At 35.4% G+C, this 22,788-nt stretch carries 18 protein-coding genes and 1 pseudogene; 9 read left to right on the top strand and 10 right to left on the bottom strand.

Going from position 1 to position 22,788, the window contains the following annotated elements:
* Positions 1-134: 134 nt before the first annotated feature.
* The 4 genes from SIB89_RS12970 to SIB89_RS12955 all read right to left on the bottom strand — a co-directional run bounded on the left by SIB89_RS12970 (position 135) and on the right by SIB89_RS12955 (position 5,249).
* The gene (locus SIB89_RS12970) at positions 135-1,301 is read right to left on the bottom strand and encodes a formimidoylglutamase (RefSeq protein ID WP_273288813.1); all 1,167 of its coding nucleotides are present in this window, start codon (positions 1,299-1,301) and stop codon (positions 135-137) included.
* Positions 1,302-1,307: 6 nt separating this feature from the next.
* Positions 1,308-3,815, bottom strand: a complete 2,508-nt coding sequence (gene topA, locus SIB89_RS12965; RefSeq protein WP_412560099.1) for a type I DNA topoisomerase — start codon at positions 3,813-3,815, stop codon at positions 1,308-1,310.
* Positions 3,816-3,974: 159 nt separating this feature from the next.
* On the bottom strand, positions 3,975-4,412 hold the full coding sequence (locus tag SIB89_RS12960; protein ID WP_412560098.1) for a hypothetical protein: 438 nt from the start codon (positions 4,410-4,412) through the stop codon (positions 3,975-3,977).
* A gap of 45 nt (positions 4,413-4,457) precedes the next feature.
* Complete coding sequence (locus SIB89_RS12955; protein WP_273288807.1) at positions 4,458-5,249, bottom strand: hypothetical protein; 792 nt, start codon at positions 5,247-5,249, stop codon at positions 4,458-4,460.
* 162 nt (positions 5,250-5,411) lie between these two features.
* Between SIB89_RS12955 and miaB the strand changes: the two genes are divergently transcribed.
* The 8 genes from miaB to groL all read left to right on the top strand — a co-directional run bounded on the left by miaB (position 5,412) and on the right by groL (position 13,125).
* A complete protein-coding gene (miaB, locus tag SIB89_RS12950) occupies positions 5,412-6,860 on the top strand; it encodes a tRNA (N6-isopentenyl adenosine(37)-C2)-methylthiotransferase MiaB (RefSeq protein WP_412561918.1) in 1,449 nt (482 codons plus the stop codon).
* Between the two features lie 16 nt (positions 6,861-6,876).
* On the top strand, positions 6,877-7,812 hold the full coding sequence (locus SIB89_RS12945; protein ID WP_412560097.1) for a hypothetical protein: 936 nt from the start codon (positions 6,877-6,879) through the stop codon (positions 7,810-7,812).
* Between the two features lie 2 nt (positions 7,813-7,814).
* A complete protein-coding gene (locus tag SIB89_RS12940; protein WP_412560096.1) occupies positions 7,815-9,080 on the top strand; it encodes a sigma-54 interaction domain-containing protein in 1,266 nt (421 codons plus the stop codon).
* A gap of 82 nt (positions 9,081-9,162) precedes the next feature.
* Complete coding sequence (locus SIB89_RS12935; RefSeq protein ID WP_155088473.1) at positions 9,163-9,663, top strand: LptE family protein; 501 nt, start codon at positions 9,163-9,165, stop codon at positions 9,661-9,663.
* Positions 9,664-9,666: 3 nt separating this feature from the next.
* A complete protein-coding gene (locus SIB89_RS12930) occupies positions 9,667-10,590 on the top strand; it encodes a hypothetical protein (protein ID WP_412560095.1) in 924 nt (307 codons plus the stop codon).
* Position 10,591: 1 nt separating this feature from the next.
* Positions 10,592-10,936: a preprotein translocase subunit SecG gene (secG, locus tag SIB89_RS12925; protein ID WP_273288801.1), complete on the top strand. Its 345-nt coding sequence runs from the start codon at positions 10,592-10,594 to the stop codon at positions 10,934-10,936.
* Positions 10,937-11,110: 174 nt separating this feature from the next.
* On the top strand, positions 11,111-11,386 hold the full coding sequence (gene groES, locus SIB89_RS12920) for a co-chaperone GroES (RefSeq protein ID WP_369997598.1): 276 nt from the start codon (positions 11,111-11,113) through the stop codon (positions 11,384-11,386).
* A 107-nt stretch (positions 11,387-11,493) separates the two neighbouring features.
* A complete protein-coding gene (gene groL, locus SIB89_RS12915; RefSeq protein ID WP_155088469.1) occupies positions 11,494-13,125 on the top strand; it encodes a chaperonin GroEL in 1,632 nt (543 codons plus the stop codon).
* A gap of 481 nt (positions 13,126-13,606) precedes the next feature.
* Here the strand turns inward: groL and SIB89_RS12910 are convergent, their stop codons facing one another.
* Positions 13,607-17,530 carry a LamG domain-containing protein gene (locus tag SIB89_RS12910; protein WP_412560094.1) on the bottom strand — a complete coding sequence of 1,308 codons (3,924 nt, stop codon included), beginning with the start codon at positions 17,528-17,530 and terminating at the stop codon, positions 13,607-13,609.
* Positions 17,531-17,792: 262 nt separating this feature from the next.
* Here SIB89_RS12910 and SIB89_RS12905 point away from each other — a divergent pair, with 262 nt between their 5' ends.
* Positions 17,793-18,431, top strand: a complete 639-nt coding sequence (locus tag SIB89_RS12905; RefSeq protein ID WP_412560093.1) for a DUF6090 family protein — start codon at positions 17,793-17,795, stop codon at positions 18,429-18,431.
* A 31-nt stretch (positions 18,432-18,462) separates the two neighbouring features.
* On the opposite strand, the gene SIB89_RS12900 is transcribed toward SIB89_RS12905, so the two are convergent.
* The 5 genes and pseudogenes from SIB89_RS12900 to xrtF all read right to left on the bottom strand — a co-directional run bounded on the left by SIB89_RS12900 (position 18,463) and on the right by xrtF (position 22,719).
* Positions 18,463-18,837 (bottom strand): heavy-metal-associated domain-containing protein, encoded by a 375-nt coding sequence (locus tag SIB89_RS12900; protein WP_412560092.1) that lies wholly within the window; start codon positions 18,835-18,837, stop codon positions 18,463-18,465.
* Positions 18,838-18,960: 123 nt separating this feature from the next.
* Positions 18,961-21,198, bottom strand: a pseudogene (locus SIB89_RS12895) (TonB-dependent receptor).
* An 85-nt stretch (positions 21,199-21,283) separates the two neighbouring features.
* The gene (locus tag SIB89_RS12890) at positions 21,284-21,697 is read right to left on the bottom strand and encodes an HYC_CC_PP family protein (RefSeq protein ID WP_412560091.1); all 414 of its coding nucleotides are present in this window, start codon (positions 21,695-21,697) and stop codon (positions 21,284-21,286) included.
* A 49-nt stretch (positions 21,698-21,746) separates the two neighbouring features.
* Positions 21,747-22,175, bottom strand: coding sequence for an exosortase F system-associated membrane protein (locus SIB89_RS12885; RefSeq protein WP_412560090.1), 429 nt, complete (start codon positions 22,173-22,175; stop codon positions 21,747-21,749).
* Entirely contained in the window at positions 22,168-22,719 is a 552-nt protein-coding gene (gene xrtF, locus SIB89_RS12880) for an exosortase family protein XrtF (protein ID WP_412561917.1), read from the bottom strand. The genes SIB89_RS12885 and xrtF overlap by 8 nt, the downstream gene beginning before the upstream one ends.
* Between the last annotated feature and the right edge of the window lie 69 nt (positions 22,720-22,788).

The raw sequence follows: 22,788 nt of genomic DNA, 5'->3' as shown, positions 1-22,788 counted from the left end.
CTTAATTTTAAGGTCGTAAACATATTTATATATTTTATAAAAAACAACTTTTTTCTATTTTTTTTTGCATTTCGTCCTTAAAAAATGCATTTCGTCGATGCTTTTAACGTTAAATCATCGATAAAATGTCATTTTTAGAAGCTGTTCTTCCTGTAGGCTTTATACCACCTTTCGGGTATTTCACCTTGGGTAGCAAGCACATAATCGGAATGCATGCATGGTAATAACGTATGCTTTTTTAATTTATTATTAACATCTGGCAAAAATGGAATCTCTATCCACCAGCGACCAGTTTTTAAGCTTTTAAAAAAAATAAGTTCATCATCATCTACCAGTACATTAAACTTTTGGTAATGGTTTTCATTAGTAAAATCATCATCAGCAATGCGGCAATTAACACCCTCTACAAAATACCAAATCATCTGTGCAATAAGCATTGAAGTAGCACTGTCATTCTTTGAATTATGATATTCATAAATACCAAAGGACGACACCTTATTACTTATACCTGCATACCTACTTATGGCACAAATTTCCTTACCCGAAAAACCATTAGGCGAAAATTTTTGACTCTCACTTACTTCTGCCGCTCTTACAGACTTTAAATCTATAGATACAATATGTGCATCTCTAAGCAACGGCTCCACTTTATTTATGTCTCCAGAAATTTCCCCCAAACGATAGGCTTCAAAATACAACTTTTCTATGAGATCTATCTCCTCTTGGGAGTTAAAATATGTCTGATAACCTATTGTGGCATAGTTGAATAGATTATACGGCTCTTCTACTATGACCTTACCGACATAACTATTATTCTTAATTGGAAGGTTGGCATCACCTAAATCGAAATTAGTATCAACACTAACAATATTTACCATTGGCTTTACAGAATCGTAGGCTCTATAATTGGCATAAGTTAAATCTTGACTACCTCCTAATATAATAGGTATGATGTTTTTTTCTAATAAAACTGTAATAGCCGTTCTAATGGCAAAATAAGTATCCTCAACGGACTCTCCTGATTCAATGTCTCCCAAATCGGCAATTGTAGTGTGCCAATTTCCTGGGAATAACGTATAGAGTGTTTTTCTAATGGAATCGAAATTAATATCAGCTCCCATAAAGTTGACATCATTTCTATTTTCTTGAACTCCAATAATGGCCATTTGCACATCATCTAAATCTGGAATTCCGTTTTGTCTTGAGTGGACTTTAATTTTTTTTCCTAGCGCTTGTTGCGCTATTAGTTCATTATGAGCTAAAACCGCATCAGATACAGGCGTCAGAAAATTAAAATTCATAGTGTATTACTTCTTTTTAGTCGTCGCTTTTTTCATTGTCTTTTTTCTTGTCTTCTTTTTTGGGGCGTTCTTCTCTAAAATGGCTTTAGCTTCTTCTAATGTCATATCAGATACATCAACTGTTTTAGCCAACTCCACTTTCTGCTTACCTTTTATAACATTGTGTCTTCCCCATCTCGCCTTTTCTACCCTTATACCTTCATCTTCCCAAACATGGATAAGTTTATCTTTTTCCTTTTGGATTTTATCCTCGATCAAAGTTACAATGTCTTCTTCAGATAAATTATCCCAATCGTATTTTTTATTGACATTTATAAACATGTTGTTCCATTTAATAAATGGCCCAAAACGCCCTTTGCCTTTAGTAACTTCTAAACCATCATACATATATATAGGAGCATCTGCTTTTTCTTTCTCCTTAATATATGTAATTGCTTCTTCCAATTCTACACTTAAAGGATCAACTCCTTTTGGCAATGACACAAACTTTTTACCAAATCTCACATAAGGCCCAAAACGCCCATTGTTAACTTCAACTTCATCATCCTTATAATGGCCTAATGCTTTAGGAAGCTTAAATAAGTCCATGGCTTCCTCATATGTGATGGAGTTTAATTGTTGATCTGGGGACAAACTTGCAAATTTTGGTTTCTCTTCATCATCTACGGTACCAACCTGAACCATTGGTCCAAATTTCCCTAAACGCACACTAACTTGACGACCAGTCTTTGGGTCTGTACCCAATATGCGTTCACCAGATTCACGCTCTGCATTTTCCTGAACATCTTCCACCTGCGGATGAAAACCTTTATAGAAGTCTTTCATCATGGCGCGCCAATCTTCTTTACCTTCGGCAATATCATCAAAGCTTTCTTCTACTTTCGCAGTAAAATTATAGTCGAGAATATTTTCAAAATGATTTACCAAGAAATCGGTAACAATCATCCCAGTATCAGTCGGTACTAGTTTACCTTTATTAGAGCCAACTTTTTCTGAAAGTGTTTTGTCCTTTATAGTATTATCCTCTAAAACCAGCTGCTTGTATTCCCTAACATCACCCTCGTGCGTTCCTTTTTCTATATAGTTTCTATTTTGTATCGTAGAAATTGTCGGTGCATAAGTAGATGGACGACCAATACCTAATTCCTCTAATTGCTTTACCAATGAAGCTTCTGTGAATCTTGAAGGCGGTCTCGTAAAACGCTGCGTAGCTGTGATATAATTTTTGTTAAGCTTCTCACCTATCTCTAAATCTGGCAAAATACCTTCTTGCTCAGTGTCTTCATCATCTGTACCTTCTAAATACACCTTTAAGAACCCATCAAACGTGATGATTTCTCCGTTTGCAACAAATTGTTGACTTACCTTGCTCGTTGCATTAACCTTAACTTTAAGATTTGTTCGCTCTAATTTTGCATCGCTCATTTGAGAAGCGATAGCACGTTTCCAGATTAAATCGTACAATCTCGCCTGGTCGCGCTCAACACTTACAGTATGATTCGCAAAATCAGTCGGTCTTATAGCTTCGTGCGCTTCTTGAGCACCTTTAGATTTTCCTTTATAATTTCTTGGCTTACTATACTCCGAACCATAAGCTGAAATAATTTCGCTTTCAGCAGCTTTTCTTGCCTCATCAGAAAGGTTTACACTATCTGTTCTCATATAAGTAATGAGACCAGCTTCGTACAAACGCTGAGCGTTACTCATAGTTCTACTTACCGAAAATCCTAATTTTCTTGAAGCCTCTTGTTGCAGCGTTGATGTTGTAAATGGTGCTGCTGGTGATTTTTTGGCCGGCTTTTTTTGCAAATCCGAAACCTGGTAACCAGCCTCCTTATTTTTGTTTAAAAAATCTAGTGCCTCTTCTTCTGAATCGAAATTCTTTGGGAGTTTGGCCTTAAAGGATTTCCCATCATCTGTTGTAAATTCAGCATCTACTCTGTAAGATGCTTTAGTATCAAACTCTTGTATCTCACGCTCACGTTCAACAATTAATCGTACTGAAACAGATTGCACTCTACCAGCCGATAGACCTCCTTTAACCTTTCTCCATAAAACAGGAGATAACTCATACCCTACAATTCTATCGAGCACACGTCTTGCTTGTTGTGCATCTACTAAATTATAATCTATACTTCGAGGGTTCTCAATTGCTTTATTAATAGCACTCTTTGTAATCTCGTGGAATACAATTCGCTTTGTCTTTTCTTTATCTAAATCTAACGCTTCGGCTAAATGCCATGCGATGGCCTCTCCTTCTCTATCCTCATCACTTGCTAGCCAAACCATATCGGCTTTCTTTGCTAACTCCTTGAGTTTTTTTACAACATCTTTCTTATCTTTAGAAACTGTGTATTTAGGTTCAAAATCTCCTTCTACATCTACTCCCAACTCTTTTGAAGGTAAGTCGGAAATGTGTCCAAAACTAGACTCTACTTTGTAATCCTTTCCTAAAAATTTTTCTATTGTTTTTGCCTTTGCAGGTGACTCAACTATGACAAGATTCTTCGACATGCTTTCTTTTTTTGAGGTTACAAATGTATATGAAAATAAATTTACAATCCTAATTTGGTCTTAAATACCATGCATTTAATCGTAGTTTTCTCAACTTGAATAATGAAAAAAGCCTTGTTAAATACAAGGCTTTAATTATAAATGTTAATGTTCTTATAATTAATACGAATATAAAATTGGTTCTGAAAAATCTTGAAGATTTAAAGTAACCTGACTCTCTCCATCAACTTGCAACGGTGTTAAATCAAATGTCCATTCCCTGCTAAAAACCGCCAAACATGCTTCGTTATTGGTTAATGCAGCTTTTATATTGCGTTGCACCGGAAACGACTCCATCACATCCTCACTTCCAATCAACTCCAATTCCCATGAATCACCACTGCAACCACTCGCTGAAATGGTAATAGATAAACAATCTTCGTTTATTTCAGCATTTACAAAACTGTAGAATGCAGTTTGCGTATTTTGATACATATCATTATCTACAGTCGCAACCTCACCACAAGACGTTGATGACCTTACATCATCTTCATCGCATTGCATATTCAATAACAACATTGTGAATAACAATACTATACCAAATTTTGAAAATTTCATGACTCTTGTTTAATTATAAGATACTGAAATTATAAAAAAGTTGCGCTACAAACTTGAATTTTCTTCTATATGCAAGTTTTCATTGTCATCATCAAACCCTACCACATCTTTATATATTAAGTATGGTGGTAAATAAGAGAACGATGCAGTAACATATATTCCAACAAAGCACATTATAAAGCCAACTATTCCTGCTAAAAGACCAGCAACGATTATTAGACCAAATGTAATTAACCACTTTTTATTACCAAGATCAAAACTCAGCTTAATTATCTCAGAAACAGATTTATCAGGATTAAATGCATAAATCACAAATATATAAGTCAAAGGCACAATGGCATAAATTAATGGCAGAAAACACAACAAAGTAGCTATTAGAGTAATACCTATATAAGCCAAACCGAGTTTAATCGTTTTTCCTAAGTAAGGTTTCTTAAAAAAATAGAAATAATCTTCTTTACCCATTTGTTCAAGGTCCTTGAGCTTACATATTCTATAAAAAGCGGATTTAAGCCCTAAACCTATAACACTCATGCCCAGCATTGCTATTAGATAAAGAACAAACAGTATTATCATCGCTATAGGACTTATGTCTGGTTCTGAATAGTAAGGATTATAAGGATCGTAAGAACTAGCATATACATCTGCCATACCTGTAACAATCATTGGTATGTATATTAGCATCATTAACGGAATAGCCAATACCATATTTAGAAGTAAGGTAACCAAACCTTGCACCCAAACTTTCTTAAATAGCTCTATGGATTGATTAAAAATTGTTCCAAAATCTAAGTCCTTAGCATTTTGTATACGTTGTTGAATTTCTGAAATACTCATTTTATCTGAATTGGTTAGTACCTCAAAAATAAATCTTTTTTTGAGATTTGTTCAAATAATTAATATGGCTGACACATTGTCATAATGTCTAAAAAATCCTATCTTTGCATGTTTATTGAGAATATAGAAAACATTAGAGATTCCGGATATACGGGAATAGATATGGAAAAGATAATAGACGAGAACAAACAAGGTGAATCCCTAGTTTTAGACCAAAAAGAAGGTAATGACAAGAAGCTCTTTATTGAGAGCTACGGCTGCCAGATGAATTTTAGTGATAGTGAAATTGTAGCTTCTATATTATCTAAACAAGGGTTTAATACCACCCAAAATCTAGAAGATGCCGATTTGGTATTGGTCAATACTTGTTCTATCAGAGATAAAGCTGAGCAAACTGTTAGAAAGCGCCTTCAGAAATATAATAGAGTAAAGATGAAGACCAACCCTAAAATGAAGGTTGGTGTTTTGGGTTGTATGGCAGAGCGTCTAAAAACTAAATTTTTAGAAGAAGAAAAAATTGTTGACTTAGTCGTTGGACCAGATGCATACAAAGATTTACCAAATTTACTTGCAGAGGTAGATGAAGGTAGAGATGCCATAAATGTTATTCTCTCCAAAGAAGAAACCTATGGAGATATTGCTCCTGTACGTTTAAATAGTAATGGAGTTACAGCCCTCGTATCTATTACACGTGGTTGCGATAATATGTGTACCTTCTGCGTAGTGCCTTTTACAAGAGGTAGAGAACGCAGTAGAGATCCGCAAAGTATTATTGAAGAAGTGAACGATTTATGGTCTAAAGGTTACAAGGAAGTTACACTTCTAGGGCAAAACGTAGATAGTTACCTATGGTATGGTGGTGGATTGAAGAAAGACTTTGAAAAGGCTTCTGAATTGCAAAAAGCTACTGCTGTAAGATTTGCCAAACTATTAGAGCTTTGTGCTAAGGCACAGCCAAAAATGCGTTTCCGTTTTTCTACGTCTAATCCTCAAGATATGACATTAGATGTTATCGAAACTATGGCAGCTCACGAAAATATTTGTAACTACGTTCACTTGCCAGTACAAAGCGGAAGCAACCGTATCTTAAAGGAGATGAATCGTTTACATACACGCGAAGAGTATTTTGAACTTATCGATAACATCCGTCGCATTATACCAGATGTTGGCATAAGTCAGGATATGATTGCTGGTTTCCCTACTGAAACGGAAGAAGATCATCAAGATACACTGAGCTTAATGGAATATGTTAAGTATGACTATGGTTTTATGTTTGCCTATTCAGAACGCCCAGGAACACTTGCTGGCCGTAAAATGGAAGACGATGTTCCTGCAGAAGTAAAGCAAAGACGCTTAAGTGAAATACATACGTTGCAACGCCAACATAGTTTATACAGAATACAGAAACACGTTGGTAAGACCGAAGAATTTTTAATAGAAAAATCTTCAAAAAAATCAGATAAGCACTGGGCTGGAAGAAATAGCCAAAATATGATGGCTGTTTTTCCAAAGGAACATTACAAACCAGGTGATTTTGTCAACGTGAAAATTACGGATTGCACCAGCGCTACACTTATAGGTGAAGCTGTTGGTTATTCAAAAAACAACTAATCAAACCAATCATTTAATGAAAAGATTACTATTACTATTATTGACCTTATCTCTAGTTACAGCTTGTGAAAACGAACCTCTTGATTCAGGATTAACAGGGCAGGACGGTAGTGACGATGGTGGAGATGACGGAAGCGAAAGCAGTGATTTAACGCTTTCACTTTATGAATTAGACACAGATTTGAGTGTTAATTTCCTCGGGTTGTCAATTCAAACCGTAACCAATTCAGACATAAATATCTCCAATGACAAAATAGTATCATCTACTACTAGCGTATCTGTTGAGGGCTCTCCGCCTGAAACTGAAAACCAAAATTTTACTCGAAATGCTTCTGGTCAAATTACCAGCAATATTTCTGTAAATTCTGAGGACCAAACTACTAATGAGTATATTATCTCCTACTCTGATGGTTCGGTATCGCAAATCACTTATGATTATTATGAAGATGACTTTGATGATTACGTTTATAATTTCACTTACGATGGCAATGCCATTACGAGAACAGAAGTAGGCTCAAGTATTTCAACGGTCTTTACATTAGATGGTTTTGGTCGTGTTATAAAAAAAGAATCCTTTGATGGCACGTTTTTAATACAGACGGAATCTTTAACATATACAGGTACTGGCAACATAAACACAAGTACTGCTTCTGGAGAATTTGATAGTAATAATTCATACGATTTTGATGATAATACCAATCCGCTGCAAGTAGTTTACAACGACAACTATTTATTGAACTTTCTTACCGATGATTATACAGATGAGATTGGTCCTTTAGTTGCTCAGTTCCACTCATCTAATAATTGGAATGGTGCTACCTTCAATGGAGAAACTTTTACATTCGATTTGGAGTATAACACCTCAGGTAGAATTACAAGCCGCGATATCGCTTATGATTTTGGAGAAGATCTTATGGTAGAGATTAACGAAAGATTTACTTACGTCAATTAAACATGGAATCCGTACAAGCCATAAAACAACGCTTCGGTATTATAGGAAACGACCCTAAACTCAACCGTGCCATAGAAAAAGCCATACAAGTTGCGCCAACCGATATTTCGGTACTGGTCACAGGTGAGAGTGGTGTCGGTAAAGAGAGCGTACCCAAGATTATTCATCAGCTTTCGCATCGCAAACACGGCAAATACATTGCTGTGAATTGTGGAGCCATACCAGAGGGCACTATTGACAGCGAACTTTTTGGTCATGAAAAAGGCGCTTTTACAGGTGCTACCCAAACCCGTTCTGGTTATTTTGAAGTTGCCGATGGTGGTACCATATTTTTGGATGAAGTTGGCGAGTTACCATTGACTACTCAGGTTCGTTTGCTTCGTGTACTCGAGAATGGAGAATTCATAAAAGTTGGCTCAAGTAAAGTCCAAAAAACCAATGTTAGAATTGTCGCTGCGACCAACGTCAATATGTTTGAAGCTATAAAAAAAGAAAGGTTTAGAGAAGACCTATATTATCGTCTCAGCACTATTGAAATCAATTTACCTCCACTGAGAGATAGAAAGGAAGACATACATTTATTGTTCAGAAAATTTGCCAGTGACTTTGCATTAAAATATAAAATGCCAACCGTAAAGTTGACCGATGATGCTATTGCTCTGCTTTTAAAATACCGCTGGAATGGAAACATACGTCAACTACGTAATGTGGCAGAACAGGTTTCTGTTTTAGAACACAATCGCACCATAAACGCAACTACTCTCCAACATTATCTACCAAATACTGGCAGTAATTTACCTGCAGTTGTGAACAATTCTAAGTCCGAAAGTGACTTTAGCAGCGAACGCGAGATTTTGTACAAGGTTTTGTTTGATATGAAGAGTGATCTTAACGATCTTAAAAAGCTCACCATGGAGTTGATGAAGAATGGCAGCAACTCAGACGTGCAAAAAGAAAACGAGCATCTTATTGAAAAGATTTACGGAGACGATAAAGATGAGGAGTTTGAAAATGCTGTAGAAGACTTAGAGGTTCTTTCAATACCCGAACATTTAGAGACCAAAGATGATGAACCTGAACAAGTGGAAGACAAGTATCATTTCGCTGAGGAAATTGAAGAAGAAGAAACCTTATCTCTACAAGACAAGGAATTAGAACTCATCAAAAAATCATTGGAGCGCCACAATGGAAAGCGTAAATTGGCCGCAGCAGAATTAGGCATTAGTGAACGAACACTGTACAGAAAGATTAAGCAATACGATCTTTAAGAATTAATTATGAAGATTGTAGAAATATTTAAGGTTACTATTGCGTTTTCAGCAAACACCTTAAACCATTAAAAGCATTTAAATGAAATTAATAAAGGGCAGTATCTTACTTCTAGTAGCTATCACATTAACAAATTGTGGCATATACTCTTTTACCGGACTTACAGAAACACCAGAAACGTTTCAGGTCAACTTCTTTCAGAATAATGCAGACTTGGTTGAACCTGGATTAGATATTCAATTTACAAATGCGCTTCAAGATATCATCCAAAACCAAACAAGTGCTCAATTGGTCAATTCTGGAGGTGAAGTTATTTACGAAGGTGAAATTATTGAGTATAGAATCGCACCGATGACTGCTACTGCTCAGAATACGGCAGCACAAAACCGACTGACTATTAGCGTAAATGTTCGTTATTTTAATACCCAAGATTCCGAAAAAGATATGGAACAGCGTTTTTCATTTTTCTATGACTATGGCGCTAACGAACAATTGGTTGGCGGATTAAAAGATGAAGCCTTCGAAGTTATTTTTGAGCGTTTGACACAAGATATAATTAATGCTACTTTAGCAGATTGGTAAACTATGCAGCTCCAAGAACTCACATATCTTTTACAACATCCTGAAGCCATAACTGGCTATCAAACTGATATGCTTTCTTCAAAAATTAATGAGTACCCATACTTTCAACCCTTACGAGCTTTACATCTTAAAGGTCTAAAACAGAAAGAAAGCTATAAATACAATAACGCATTAAAGATTACGGCTGCTCATACAGCTGATCGCAGTGTTTTGTTTGATTATATTACGTCAGACGTATTTAATCAAAATGAGATTTCAAATCAAATCAAACAAAATTCTGAAAACATTAAGTCCATAGATGTTAGTGAAGTTGATGATATTTCTGTTGACAAAAGCGTAATGATTGATGACGCCTTAAAAGAGCACATCAAGGCCACTGAAGGTGTACTCGACCCTAACTTATTTAAAGCTAAAAGTAACCCTGTACCAAAAACCGAAATCAAAAACATTGAAGACTCTGTCATTTCCATAGATGTAGATAATATTGCGCCAGAGAAAAAACTTAACATAGGAAAGCCTCTTGAATTCGACAAAAAAGAAAGTCACTCGTTTGCAGAATGGTTAAAAATTACAAGCTTTAAACCTATTGTAAGGGAAGAAACAAAAGATAACGACAATAGCAATTCTGAAAGTAAAAGTACTACACCATTAGAAGAAAAACTGGCTATTATAGACAAGTTCATCAATGAAAATCCTAAGATAAAACCGGTTGCCAGTAATGCGCCAAAACCTAAGTTGGTAAACAATGAAGCAGACGTTTCAGATAGTTTAATGACTGAAACCTTGGCACGGATTTACCTAGAGCAAAAAAACTATGATAAAGCCATTCAATCTTATAAAATTTTAAGTTTGAAATATCCAGAAAAAAGTAGTTTCTTTGCAGACCAAATAAAATTGGTAGAAGAATTAAAAGATAATACAATATAAAATGAGTCCATTTACAATATTTTTAATCCTTATCGTAATAGTAGCATTTCTATTAGTAGCAGTGATTATGGTTCAAAACCCAAAAGGTGGTGGTTTATCATCTTCATTTGGTGGCGGAGGTACACAACAATTAGGAGGTGTAAAGAAAACAGGTGATTTCTTAGATAAGAGTACTTGGTTTTTAGCCACTGTACTTATTCTATTGATTTTGGCTTCAAATTTAACATTGGATATAGGTGGTAGTGCAGAATCTACAGCATTGGATGCAGACGAAGCCGTTGAAACACCGTCTACATTACCAGCCTCAACAGAAGATGCTGTAAATTTAAATGATACCATACAATAGGAAAATAATTTTCTGTTATATAAAAGTTTAAAGCCAACTGTAACAGTTGGCTTTTTTTATTTCTATCTATTTAAAGACTAAATCTGAAAGTTTGTCAGTCTCATTGCCTTGGCACAATTTTCGAAATACGCTTTAGCGTAAATTTTAATTAAACAACTAAAACATATTTAAAAAATGGCTTTAAACATTAAACCTTTAGCAGACCGAGTTCTAGTAGAACCTATGGAAGCTGAAACCAAAACAGCTTCTGGTATTATTATTCCAGATAATGCAAAAGAAAAACCGCAAAAGGGAACTGTTGTTGCTATTGGCAACGGAAAAAAAGACGAACCTTTAACAGTAAAAGTTGGTGACACCGTCCTTTATGGAAAGTATGGAGGCACTGAGCTTAAGTTAGAAGGCAAGGACTATTTAATGATGCGCGAGAGCGATATTTTGGCAATTATCTAAATTGTCATTCCTGCGTAGGCAGGAATCTCATTAATTTAAACAAAATTTTCAAACGAAACACAAACAGATTCCCTTTTTCAAGGGAACGCTAAAATTAAATTTTAACGATGGCAAAAGATATAAAATTCGATATTGAAGCACGCGACGGCATAAAACGTGGTGTCGATGCATTAGCAAACGCAGTAAAAGTAACTTTAGGACCAAAAGGTCGTAACGTAATTATTGGTAAATCCTTCGGTGCACCTCAAGTCACTAAAGATGGTGTTTCTGTAGCAAAAGAAATTGAGCTAGAGGACGAACTAGAGAATATGGGAGCACAGATGGTTAAGGAAGTAGCTTCAAAAACCAATGATTTAGCTGGTGATGGTACAACTACCGCAACCGTATTAGCTCAGGCAATCGTAAAAGAAGGTCTTAAGAACGTTGCAGCTGGTGCCAATCCAATGGACTTAAAACGTGGCATTGACAAAGCTGTTGAAGCTATTGTAAATGAATTAGACAAGCAGTCTAAAAAAGTAGGTAACGATTCTGATAAGATTAAGCAAGTTGCTGCAATTTCGGCTAACAACGATGATACCATTGGTGAACTTATCGCAAAAGCTTTCGGAAAAGTTGGTAAAGAAGGTGTTATCACTGTTGAAGAAGCCAAAGGATTGGATACTTATGTAGATGTGGTTGAAGGTATGCAGTTTGACAGAGGTTATTTATCTCCTTACTTCGTAACGGATTCTGACAAGATGGTTGCCGATTTAGAGAATCCATACATCTTATTGTTCGACAAGAAGATTTCTAACTTACAGGAAATCCTTCCAATATTAGAGCCAGTAGCTCAATCTGGTCGCCCATTATTAATTATCGCAGAAGATGTAGAAGGACAGGCTTTAGCAACATTGGTTGTGAACAAATTACGTGGTGGATTGAAAATCGCTGCTGTAAAAGCACCAGGTTTTGGAGACAGAAGAAAAGCAATGTTGGAGGATATCGCTATCCTTACAGGAGGTGTTGTAATTTCTGAAGAAAGAGGTTTCTCTCTTGAAAATGCAGACTTGTCTATGTTAGGTACAGCAGAAACCGTAACTATTGACAAAGACAACACAACTATTGTAAACGGTGAAGGTAAAGCTGCAGATATCAAAGCACGTGTTAACCAAATTAAAGCTCAGATCGAAACGACTACGTCTGACTATGATAAGGAAAAGCTACAAGAGCGTTTGGCTAAATTAGCTGGTGGAGTTGCTGTACTATATGTTGGTGCTGCTTCTGAAGTTGAAATGAAAGAAAAGAAAGACCGTGTTGATGATGCATTACACGCAACAAGAGCTGCTGTAGAAGAAGGTATTGTTGCTGGTGGTGGTGTGGCGTTTGTTCGCGCTAAGAAAGTATTAGAGAAATTATCTACTGAGAACTTAGACGAAACTACTGGTGTTCAAATCGTGAATAAAGCTATTGAGGCTCCACTACGTACAATTGTAGAAAATGCTGGCGGTGAAGGTTCTGTAGTCATCAACAAAGTGATGGAAGGTAAAAAAGATTTTGGTTACGATGCCAAGTCTGAAGAATATGTTGATATGCTTAAAGCTGGTATCATTGATCCTAAGAAAGTAACTCGTATCGCATTAGAAAATGCCGCTTCTGTGGCTGGTATGATTCTAACAACTGAGTGTGCTTTAGTGGACATCAAAGAAGATGCGCCTGCTATGCCACCAATGGGTGGAGGCGGAATGCCAGGAATGATGTAGGCGGCGAATCGCCACAGATAATTTATTGACTTAGGTCAGTTATAAATTTAAAAGCCCTTGATGAAAATCGAGGGCTTTTGTTTTATAGACCTCACAGGTTTTAAAAACCTGTGAGGTCTTGTATTTTAGTACATCTATGCTTTTAACACAATATAAAACCACCTTTTTTAGAGGTGGTTTTTTTAATCTTTTCTTACTTGAATAAAAGGTTTATACGAAATAAACCTACCACAAATTACTTCTTCTTTGGAGAAGCCTGTGGAGTCTTCTTAGGCGCTTGTTTAGGCGCAGAAGGCTTACCTTTAGACTGAGTTTGTCCCATAACTTTATTGTTTTTAAAAGAACATATTAAAGGTAGATATAATGCGAATCCGTGATACTTTCATTGTGAATAATTTAACTAAAAAATTAAATATATTTTACTTCCATAAAATCGTTGAAATAGTATCCAGAACAACACATCAAAAATTAAGGTTTTGTTTTATCTCATTACGACTTTCTTTGATAATGTGTTGGCAGATTCAAGTTTTAAATCAATGAGATAAAATCCGGAGTTTAAGTCTTGAAGTTTTAAACCATTCTCAATATTATCTTGGCTAATGTTTCTGTAGGTCTGTACTTTTTGACCCAACATATTTGTAACACCAACTTCCAGAACACTTTCATTCAACCCTTTAACGTGCAATTTATTGGTGTTATAGTCTAAGTACAAACTAATATTTTCGCTATTAATTTCATTTACAGACAAAGTATCACCTTGTGAAAATACAATCTTAAAACGATCAGCTACTTCACCTGAAATTTCTGATGTGAAATCATAGCTGGAATTTCTTAAATCAATATAAACGTTCTGATAGGCATCAAACAAATAAATATCGACATCATCATCAATATACTCTGTTTCTATCATATTTATAGTATAGCTTTCAATACCATCACTGCTTAAAACTAAGTCTATTTCCTTAGTTGGTGTTATTGAAGAAAATGATTGAATAAGGTACTTTTCTCCATTCATTTCAGTTGTTAAATCATTAGGATTTAGTTCATCTAGCTTAGCGTCATACCCATAATCATAATCATCAGTTGTAAGATCACTAAAAGCTAAAGCCAGCTCTCGTGATAAACCATTACTAACTATGAACTCTAGTTTAATGAGTTGCATTACGTCTTCTTCTTCAGTACCAGTTGTATTTTCTGCACTTGGATTATTTTGTCTAAAAAATACGGATTCACCTAAACTTTCTTGCTTAAATATTCTTTGGTCATTATTAAACTCTATAGTTCCATCCGCTATGATTTCGGTCATAAAACCTTGTCCTACAGGAATATATCTCGTTGGTGTTTTTGTACCATCTTGGGAACCATTATCATCGCCAGATAAACCTACAAACTGGTATGCTCTAACCTTAGCAGCTTTATTAAGTACAGCGTAGCCACCTTCATATTCATTCAAAATATGACTATCACCAGACCATTGCTCCCATAAATAAATTACACCATTAGTAACACTTGCATTGTCATCTATGAATTGGTGCGCATCTATTGCAGAAGGGTAAGGGTTGCCGAGCAGATAGTCTGTTTTGGAAATATCTGGGACAGAACCAGCACCTCCTGTATCCGTAACGCTAACCAAAATTTCACCATTATTAGGTTTACCTGAAAAAATATACTGGTGTTCTGTACCAGCAACACCTGGTCCTTTTTGCGTATAACCTGTACCAACAGGAATATTTGTAGATGGTGTTATGGCCTGCCAGTCGTAATAGGTTAAGCCATTAATATAGGTATACATCCAATAGGTACTTAAAGTAGCTGGAGATGTCACCGGAACATCGTAAGTACTCACAAATTGAATGCTACCTGCGGCATCTTCTAACATCGACATATTATAGTCATTGTTATTTGATGTCGTATTTTGAATTCCAACAGGAGAACTCCAATAATTGTATCTATACATACTAGAGAGCCCTTCTTGTCTTCTTAAAATTTTACCTGCACTAGTTACTGCAAGATCGCTAATGTCTGTCTGTACTAGTTGCGAATCTTCCTTAAGGTCAATAGTACCATTTAATTCTAAATACCATGTGTTGTTTAATTCATTAGTGCCATTTATAGTCAAAGTTTTATTGGCATCAACTATTAAACCTAAGTGTTTGTGTGATGCTGTTGTGCTCACATTATCCTTAATATGAACAATAGCCCAATCTTTATTTGGCAGATCGGTAATATCCCATTGACTACCATTTTCCCATGTAGAGGCATCTGTCCACAGCCCATCACTGGTTGTTGTATATGGCATAGGTGCACCTTGGGCTAGAAGAGAACCTGTAGCAATATTCATAAGAGATCCATTAAGAAAATTATCTGATCCATCCACAATACAATTGCCACGAACAACATTTAAGGTGTAATACAAGGATAAAGATGACCAATCTACTGTATTATCCGTAGCATGATCTTTTATAGCCTTAGGGATAACACTTCCAGAAACATTACCAGACTGATCTTCTATTTCTTGATAAACCATTTGCTGAATCTGCTCATCTTCTAAAGCTATAGAAAACACTCTTACTTCGTCTATTTCACCTTCAAAATTGTCTCCTCCTAAAATTGAGGTAACATCGCCTCCAATATTAAATGTAGCTGCCGTAGTTAACCCTAAGACCGTATTACCTAATACATCAACAACTGAATCTACAAGTTCACCATCAAAATACATCTTTACATTTCCATCTTTAAAAGTTGCTGCTATATGATGCCAAGTTTGAGAAGTATTCCCAATACCTGTTTGTGTAAGACTAAGACCTCCAACTATATTACCAGCAAAATCTACAGTAAGATCATCGCCCAAAACAGATAAACCAAAAATACCAGGCTGACCTATTATACCTGTTTGAAGTAACTCGGTGTCGTTTGTTCGTTTTACCCAACACATAATTGTAACCTCTGGCAACCCACTAAGGTCTAAACCTGTTTCAATAACATCATCAACACCATCAAAAAGCAAAGAAAATGAGCCAGAAAGCACGTTAGGTTCAGCTAGTGTAAAGAATTGACCATCTTCTAAATCGATGAGGTTATAGGTCAAAATTTTTGTAGAAGAATCATACGTACCTGGGTAATTTTTATAATTGTTTAAACTTGTATCATCAGCCACATACAAATCTAGATTTGAAGCAGTGCCATCTGAAATTGATGTCGTTGATAAATCAAATTCCAACTTCATTAACCCTGTTTCTGAAACGGCTTCACTAACCTTCCACATTCTATTGAACATGGACGTTGTTCTGTCTGGTGTCCCAGTTGAAGTTAAGGTAGCAGGTGCACCATTATGACCAACTATTAAAAAGCTGTTGTTATTTATAAAGCTGCCTACCTCACCTTCTATAGTAACAATATCTGAAGTTACCACACTAGACGATGTTGATTTAGTTTGCAATAACCCAGATGAGTTGTCTCTACCAAGACCTATAACATTGTAACCATAACCAGCATTTGATGCTCCATTCCATATTATGGTACCAGCCGAACTATAATAATTACTACTTGTGCCAGAATATGCTATAGAAGAACTTGTACTTGTTGCAGAATCCCACAGCTCGTCATTTGCTCCTAGTGTAATACCATATTTAATTGCCAAATAAGATTCTATCTGCTGTATTTCGAGCATGGTTAAATCCCTGTTGTAAACTATAATTTCTGCTATATCGCCATGAAATTCTTCATCTGATCCTGTATTGCCCGTATCGCGTCTCGCTCCTACCAAAACATCTGTTGTTGCTACTGTACCAGAACCTGTTCCGTCATTAACATCAATTGCATCTACTACTCCATTAACATAAGATGTTAAACGTAATAATGGATTAGGAAGAATGGAAACCACTCCTGTATTGATTTTTGGTTCATTCTTAACATGAAATGTTCCAGATTTCCTTCCTCCGTCAATAACACTTTTACCAAGGGTATAATTTGCAACTCTATCTGTATCATCAAACCATAATTGAAAATTTCTTGTAGTATTGTCTCCTTTCGATATCACAGTTCCACCATTAGATTGGTCTGAAGTGACTACTGCAATAATTGATAAGGTTTGCAATGATGGGTTAATATTCAACAAGGTAGGTGTACCATAATTATAGAAATTATCACCGTTGAAAGTAATAACAGGGTTAAAGTTGATACCATCAGCAGTATACTGAGCATCAGTTGAACCATCTGAAGATCCCGTAATATTATTAAGGGATTGATCCGTCCAAGAATTAACATCTGTACCAGACAGTGAAACGCCTTCATCTGCTTTGAGCCACATTTGTAAGCCTAGAGGAACATTCCCTGGGTTTTGGGAATACATGTTAAACGACAACAATGAGACTACGCTCATTGTAATAAGTAGGTTTTGCTTCATTCGACAATTTTTATAAACTGTATTGATATTGGGTTATTCAACACAGTTAGTTATATAATCGTCATTAACTAAGGGTAGATAAAAAGTAGTCAATCATTCTTAAACTAGTCACTTAAATACGTATATTTTAGACGTATGGTAATTATTTATATGTTTTTTCGTACATTTTGTAGTCTTTATATTACATATTTAACTTGTTGTTCAGTCTATAAAGCTTTAAATGCTTTTTATTCCTTAGCTTTAACTAATCAACCTTTTTAAAATGAAAAAGAAACTTACTTATGCTCTAGGGGAAATACTCATAGTAATTATTGGTATCTCGTTAGCATTTACTATGAATAAATGCGCCGATGAAAAAAAGGACAATACCTTAAAACAGCAATATTTAGAAAATATAAAAAGTGATATTGAGGTTGATAAGAAGAATCTTCAATCCAATATTGAAGTCATTGGTGAAAAAATGCAATCGCTTAATGAGGTATTACCACTTATAAATACTAATAATCCAGAAAAAATATCTTCAATGAATAAGTTATATCCTGTTTTTTCATCAACCGATTTTTTCCCAAAGGATGTTACTTATCAAACCATGATAAATTCTGGGGATTTTAAACTTATTGATGATTTTGATTTAAAAGCGGCTATAGAGTCGCACTATTCCAATTATAAAATTATACTGAAAGATTATGAACGGTTAGATATTATTCACAAAGAATATTTGGGTGAATACATTATTAATAACTCTGATTTTGACGCTATGCGGCAAGGTAAATTTCCATATAGCAATGAAAAATTATTTAAAAACATCTTACAAAGTATCAATGGAGCGCTTCGTTTAAAAATAATAGCTTCAGAACGTGGTGTTAAAAGCTGTGATAGTATTTTAACTATTTTAAAATAAAAAAGCCTGAACTTACATTCAGGCTTAAATATTAATTATCGTTTTTCTTCTTTTCTCCTTCGTGGTCTTTTACCACATCCTTATCGCGATACTTGCAACATGGGTGTACTGAGTTGTAAGCTTCGTCTGTCGCCTTAATCTCTTTGGTATCATGCCCAACTTCAGCTATCTTTTTAGAAATGGTCTTTAAATCGGTTTTACGCTCATCGTAGATGAGTTTTAGCTCGTGTGTATCTACATTCCAAACCGCTGATTTTAAACCTTTGGTTCTAATGGCTGCTTTTTCTATACGCTCTTTACACATCAGGCACACACCATCAACTTCCATGCTTGCTTTAGCATTTTTGTTTTGGGCAAAGGTTGCTGTTGTTACTAATAATGTGAAAATTAAGATTATTTTTTTCATTTTGTTTTGTTTTTATCTGTCATTGCGAGTCCCGAAGCTTCGGGACGTGGCAATCTGTTTAATTTTAGTTTCTATATAAAAGATTGCTTCGTCGCTGCGCTTCTCGCAATGACGTTTCATTTATTATTTTATACGATACCGCAATCCTGCGTAATACATACCTCCAAAAATTGGACCATACACAAAATTACTATCAAAATTTGAATCAAACGGATTATCTGGACTAACAATTGGGTTCGGCTGACTAACATTAGTCACATTTTCTCCACCTACATATATTTCAAATTTTGGAGAAAACATTTTAGTAATCTGTAAATTTAATGTCCCAACTGTTGGTGTTTCATCAGGTAATTGAAATTCCATAGGACTTAAATCCGTATTTGGGTATCGCTGTTCACTTAACCAATTATATGTGGCGTCGAATTTCCATTGGCTTCCATTCTCCTTCTCATTCGTTTCATAAGATGCGTTGGCGAATAAACGGTGACCTGGAGTCAAAGGCTTCTGTAATTTACCAGAATTATAATCCGTTTTTACATCGTAATATTTATAAGCTGTCCTTAAATCAAAATTATCAAAGATATTATAATTAAATTCTAACTGAAAGCTATTGGCATAGCTATCGCCTTCCAAATTATAGAAATTAATTTCAAAAGGATTTTCCCAATCCACTACCACCTGATTTTGAAAATCAGTTCTGTAAAAATCGAAAGTGATATCCGCTTTTCTTCCAAATAAATTAAAGCCTTGCAAATAGCTAAATCCGTAGTTCCATGCAATTTCTGGGTCTAGACCATAAATTTTTCCACCCGAATTTAGAATATTGATTTGTCTTGAACTAGAGAACATATTCTGGTTTTCAGCAAAAATATTGGCGCTTCTTTTTCCTCTTCCCACAGATACCCTAAATGCTGATTTCTCCCAAGGTGTATATCTAATATGCAGTCTTGGCGTTACGAAAAAGCCAAGCCTGTTGTGCTGATCTACACGCACACCAGCTGTCATCGTAAGCTTATCTAAATTATCGTAAGCATATTCAAAAAACGCTCCGACGGAATTCTCGGTTCGTTCAAACATATCGGTATTTACTACCTCGTCATAATGATCGTAGGTAAAACTCAATCCGGTTTTCACTTTATGGCGCGAATCTGAAATAATACTATTGTAAACCAAGTTAGAATAAAAACTATTGTGCTTTATATCGTATAAATTCAAGCCAAAATAAGACTCTTGCTTGTGATGACTAAAAGCAGTCTGAAACCCTAAACTTTGATAGGGAATTTCAGGATTTACACAGCCAAGTTTAGTTGTCACATCAATACGTTCGGTATTGATTTCGCTTCCCCAGAAATTGGTGGTTCCTTTATCTATATCTGGATTAAAATCCACTTGACCAGATTGCGTATTGTCATTAAGGTATCGCAGATTAATAAAACTCACCACTCCTTTTTCTCCATTGGTATATTGCCAACGGTTCATCACATTGATTTGCTCTTTTAATGGCACGTCTAAAAAAGAATCATCATTTTTATCGAACTTCTGATTTCTTAAATTTCCATGCAAGTATAAACCTGTACTCCATTTATCTGAAACCTTTTGATTAATGTGCGTATTCAACTCCAATCGACCATTGACGCTACCATAAGCATTCACGAATAATTTATCGTCTGTTGTAGGTTTTACCAACTCTGCATTGATTTGGCCAGCAATGCTTTCGAATCCGTTAACTACACTTCCAGATCCTTTTGTAATCTGAATACTCTCTACCCAAGTCCCAGGAATAAAACTTAACCCATAGGCTTGAGACGCACCTCTAATTGCTGGTACATTCTCTGTAGTAATTAAAATGTATGGAGAATTTAATCCCAACATTTTAATCTGTCTAGTTCCTGAAACCGCATCTGCAAAATTGACATCAATAGACGGATTGGTCTCAAAACTTTCTTAGAGGTTACAGCAAGCCGCTTTTAACAATTCATCACTACTTACAAAAAGCGTATTTGTAGCTTTTAGATAAGATCTGGCCGTAGCTTTCTTGCGTGATGTTACGGTAACGGCATCCAATTCTTCAGATGCTTGTAAAACGTGCTTAATGTATTTGTTTTCAGTAACGGTTATGGTATCGGTTTTAAAACCGACATAACTTATCACCAATTTATTGAATGAGAATTTATACGGTAAGGAAAACGTTCCGTCTTCATTGGTAATCGCACCTACTGAAGAGCCCAACCAGTACACATTGGCACCTGGCAATGGACTTTCTTTCCCTGAGCTAGATTCTAAAACAATACCTTCGAGCTGCTCTTGCCCTGAAATAATCAGTGACAAGAACAAGAAACATAATATTAAAAATTTTTTCATTTGCTTGATTTGTATGTATAACTAAAGTTTATTCCTACCGTCCCATTGAGCCCAGTAGAAATTCAGTAAGAAGGTTTATACAAAATCAAATAAGGTAAACTTCGTCAAGGACTTGTATATCCTTGATAAGTAATGGTTGTGAGTAATCCTTATGAGGGACTACAAGGTTTGGTAAACTTTCAAGCAGATTAACACAAGAGTTAAAGTAAGAAAGGAGAAGTTGTTTTTGTATTTCGTCTAAATCCTCAAAAGAGGTTGTGGCTATTAGGTTAATACCATCTAGAACATCAATTTCGTCCTTACAACAAGATATCTTCGTGATTTTTTCTTGCTCTATTTCAATAGCTTCCATAGCACATTTTTCAGTTTCTGTAAAAATGGCAACATCGATTAACACATCTCCACAGAAATGCTTCTCTATGGTCAATGACAATGTTGAAAACATTACCAAAAACGATAGTGCTACAGAAAAAATCTTATGTGATAGTAGACTTTTCACACTGCAAAAGTATAAAACTGAATGGATTTAAGGAGAAATTTATGAACTCTTAACGTTTCAACTTATAGTAGTAAAACGCTGGAAGCAGCAATATTAACAGTATAGGCTGAATTAAAAATCGTCTGATATTGAAGAACAAGTAGTAATCCTCTTGCTTAGGGTTAATGACGAAGTAAAGAAATAGAATAATCAGCAATATAAAAGCGACTACATAGATTAATGAAGCAAACTTTATCATAATCTTATCGTTAAAAATAAAGTATAAAATTCCCAATGAAGCCAATGTATTGAGCAAGTATCTTAGGCTTGTAAAAAAAGTCAGTTTTGCCACTTCGCGTCTCGGGCTGTCGATATATAAATATTCACTCTCAAAAAACACCAAATAAGGGTCATAGAATAATTGATCCTCAAACCCACGAATCGCCACTAAAACCAGAAGCAACAAAAATGCAATGATGTAACGTGTTAGTTTAGGCATTGGATTTTACGGATTTAGAAAAGCGATTTACCCAAACCATCCATAACACAAAGACGGTTCCATATATAATCATAGGAAAAATAACATTGTGTAAAATCTCGCGCCTCCATGGATAATGATAAAGACCAGCAGATAGTATCACAATACGAATTAAATTAAATGCATAGATAACAATACTGCCTGCAAAGCAATATAAAAAAGTGGTTTTAAACTTACCTGCAAAGGCAACCACAAACGATAAAAACAAAATAATAATACTTACAGCATTGCAACCTTCAATGACTCTGGCTACAAATTTTCCGTTTATAATAACCTTCATTGAAGGCTCATGAGGATGCGGCAGGATATTGGTATCATAGCCAATACTATTAAGCAATGTGTTAGTTTGCCTTGCCACTAAATTGGTCATATAGTCAGGATAAAACTTAGAACCACTTGAAAGGCTCAAATACAAATGATAACCAATAGTAAGCACTCCATAGACCGCTAAAAACGTGACTATGAACCGGATGACCAATTTATATTTTACTAAAAGTTCTCTCAGCTGAAAAAGATAATGTTAGTTTGCTGTTAAATTTATGAAAACCCTATTTTAAAATTGAAGGTTTTAAAT

This window comes from Winogradskyella sp. MIT101101 (assembly GCF_047126865.1).
Lineage (GTDB): Bacteria > Bacteroidota > Bacteroidia > Flavobacteriales > Flavobacteriaceae > Winogradskyella > Winogradskyella ouciana.
This window is presented reverse-complemented; position numbering and strand designations above follow the sequence as displayed.

Excerpts from the sequence above, each read along its gene's own strand:
- topA (WP_412560099.1), bottom strand. The coding sequence starts at position 3,815 with ATGTCGAAGAATCTTGTCATAGTTGAGTCACCTGCAAAGGCAAAAACA.
- SIB89_RS12900 (WP_412560092.1), bottom strand. The coding sequence starts at position 18,837 with ATGAAAAAAATAATCTTAATTTTCACATTATTAGTAACAACAGCAACC.
- SIB89_RS12905 (WP_412560093.1), top strand. The coding sequence starts at position 17,793 with ATGAAAAAGAAACTTACTTATGCTCTAGGGGAAATACTCATAGTAATT.
- SIB89_RS12935 (WP_155088473.1), top strand. The coding sequence starts at position 9,163 with ATGAAATTAATAAAGGGCAGTATCTTACTTCTAGTAGCTATCACATTA.
- groL (WP_155088469.1), top strand. The coding sequence starts at position 11,494 with ATGGCAAAAGATATAAAATTCGATATTGAAGCACGCGACGGCATAAAA.
- SIB89_RS12910 (WP_412560094.1), bottom strand. The coding sequence starts at position 17,530 with ATGAAGCAAAACCTACTTATTACAATGAGCGTAGTCTCATTGTTGTCG.
- groES (WP_369997598.1), top strand. The coding sequence starts at position 11,111 with ATGGCTTTAAACATTAAACCTTTAGCAGACCGAGTTCTAGTAGAACCT.
- secG (WP_273288801.1), top strand. The coding sequence starts at position 10,592 with ATGAGTCCATTTACAATATTTTTAATCCTTATCGTAATAGTAGCATTT.
- SIB89_RS12945 (WP_412560097.1), top strand. The coding sequence starts at position 6,877 with ATGAAAAGATTACTATTACTATTATTGACCTTATCTCTAGTTACAGCT.
- SIB89_RS12930 (WP_412560095.1), top strand. The coding sequence starts at position 9,667 with ATGCAGCTCCAAGAACTCACATATCTTTTACAACATCCTGAAGCCATA.
- SIB89_RS12940 (WP_412560096.1), top strand. The coding sequence starts at position 7,815 with ATGGAATCCGTACAAGCCATAAAACAACGCTTCGGTATTATAGGAAAC.
- miaB (WP_412561918.1), top strand. The coding sequence starts at position 5,412 with ATGGAAAAGATAATAGACGAGAACAAACAAGGTGAATCCCTAGTTTTA.
- SIB89_RS12885 (WP_412560090.1), bottom strand. The coding sequence starts at position 22,175 with ATGCCTAAACTAACACGTTACATCATTGCATTTTTGTTGCTTCTGGTT.
- SIB89_RS12955 (WP_273288807.1), bottom strand. The coding sequence starts at position 5,249 with ATGAGTATTTCAGAAATTCAACAACGTATACAAAATGCTAAGGACTTA.
- SIB89_RS12970 (WP_273288813.1), bottom strand. The coding sequence starts at position 1,301 with ATGAATTTTAATTTTCTGACGCCTGTATCTGATGCGGTTTTAGCTCAT.
- SIB89_RS12960 (WP_412560098.1), bottom strand. The coding sequence starts at position 4,412 with ATGAAATTTTCAAAATTTGGTATAGTATTGTTATTCACAATGTTGTTA.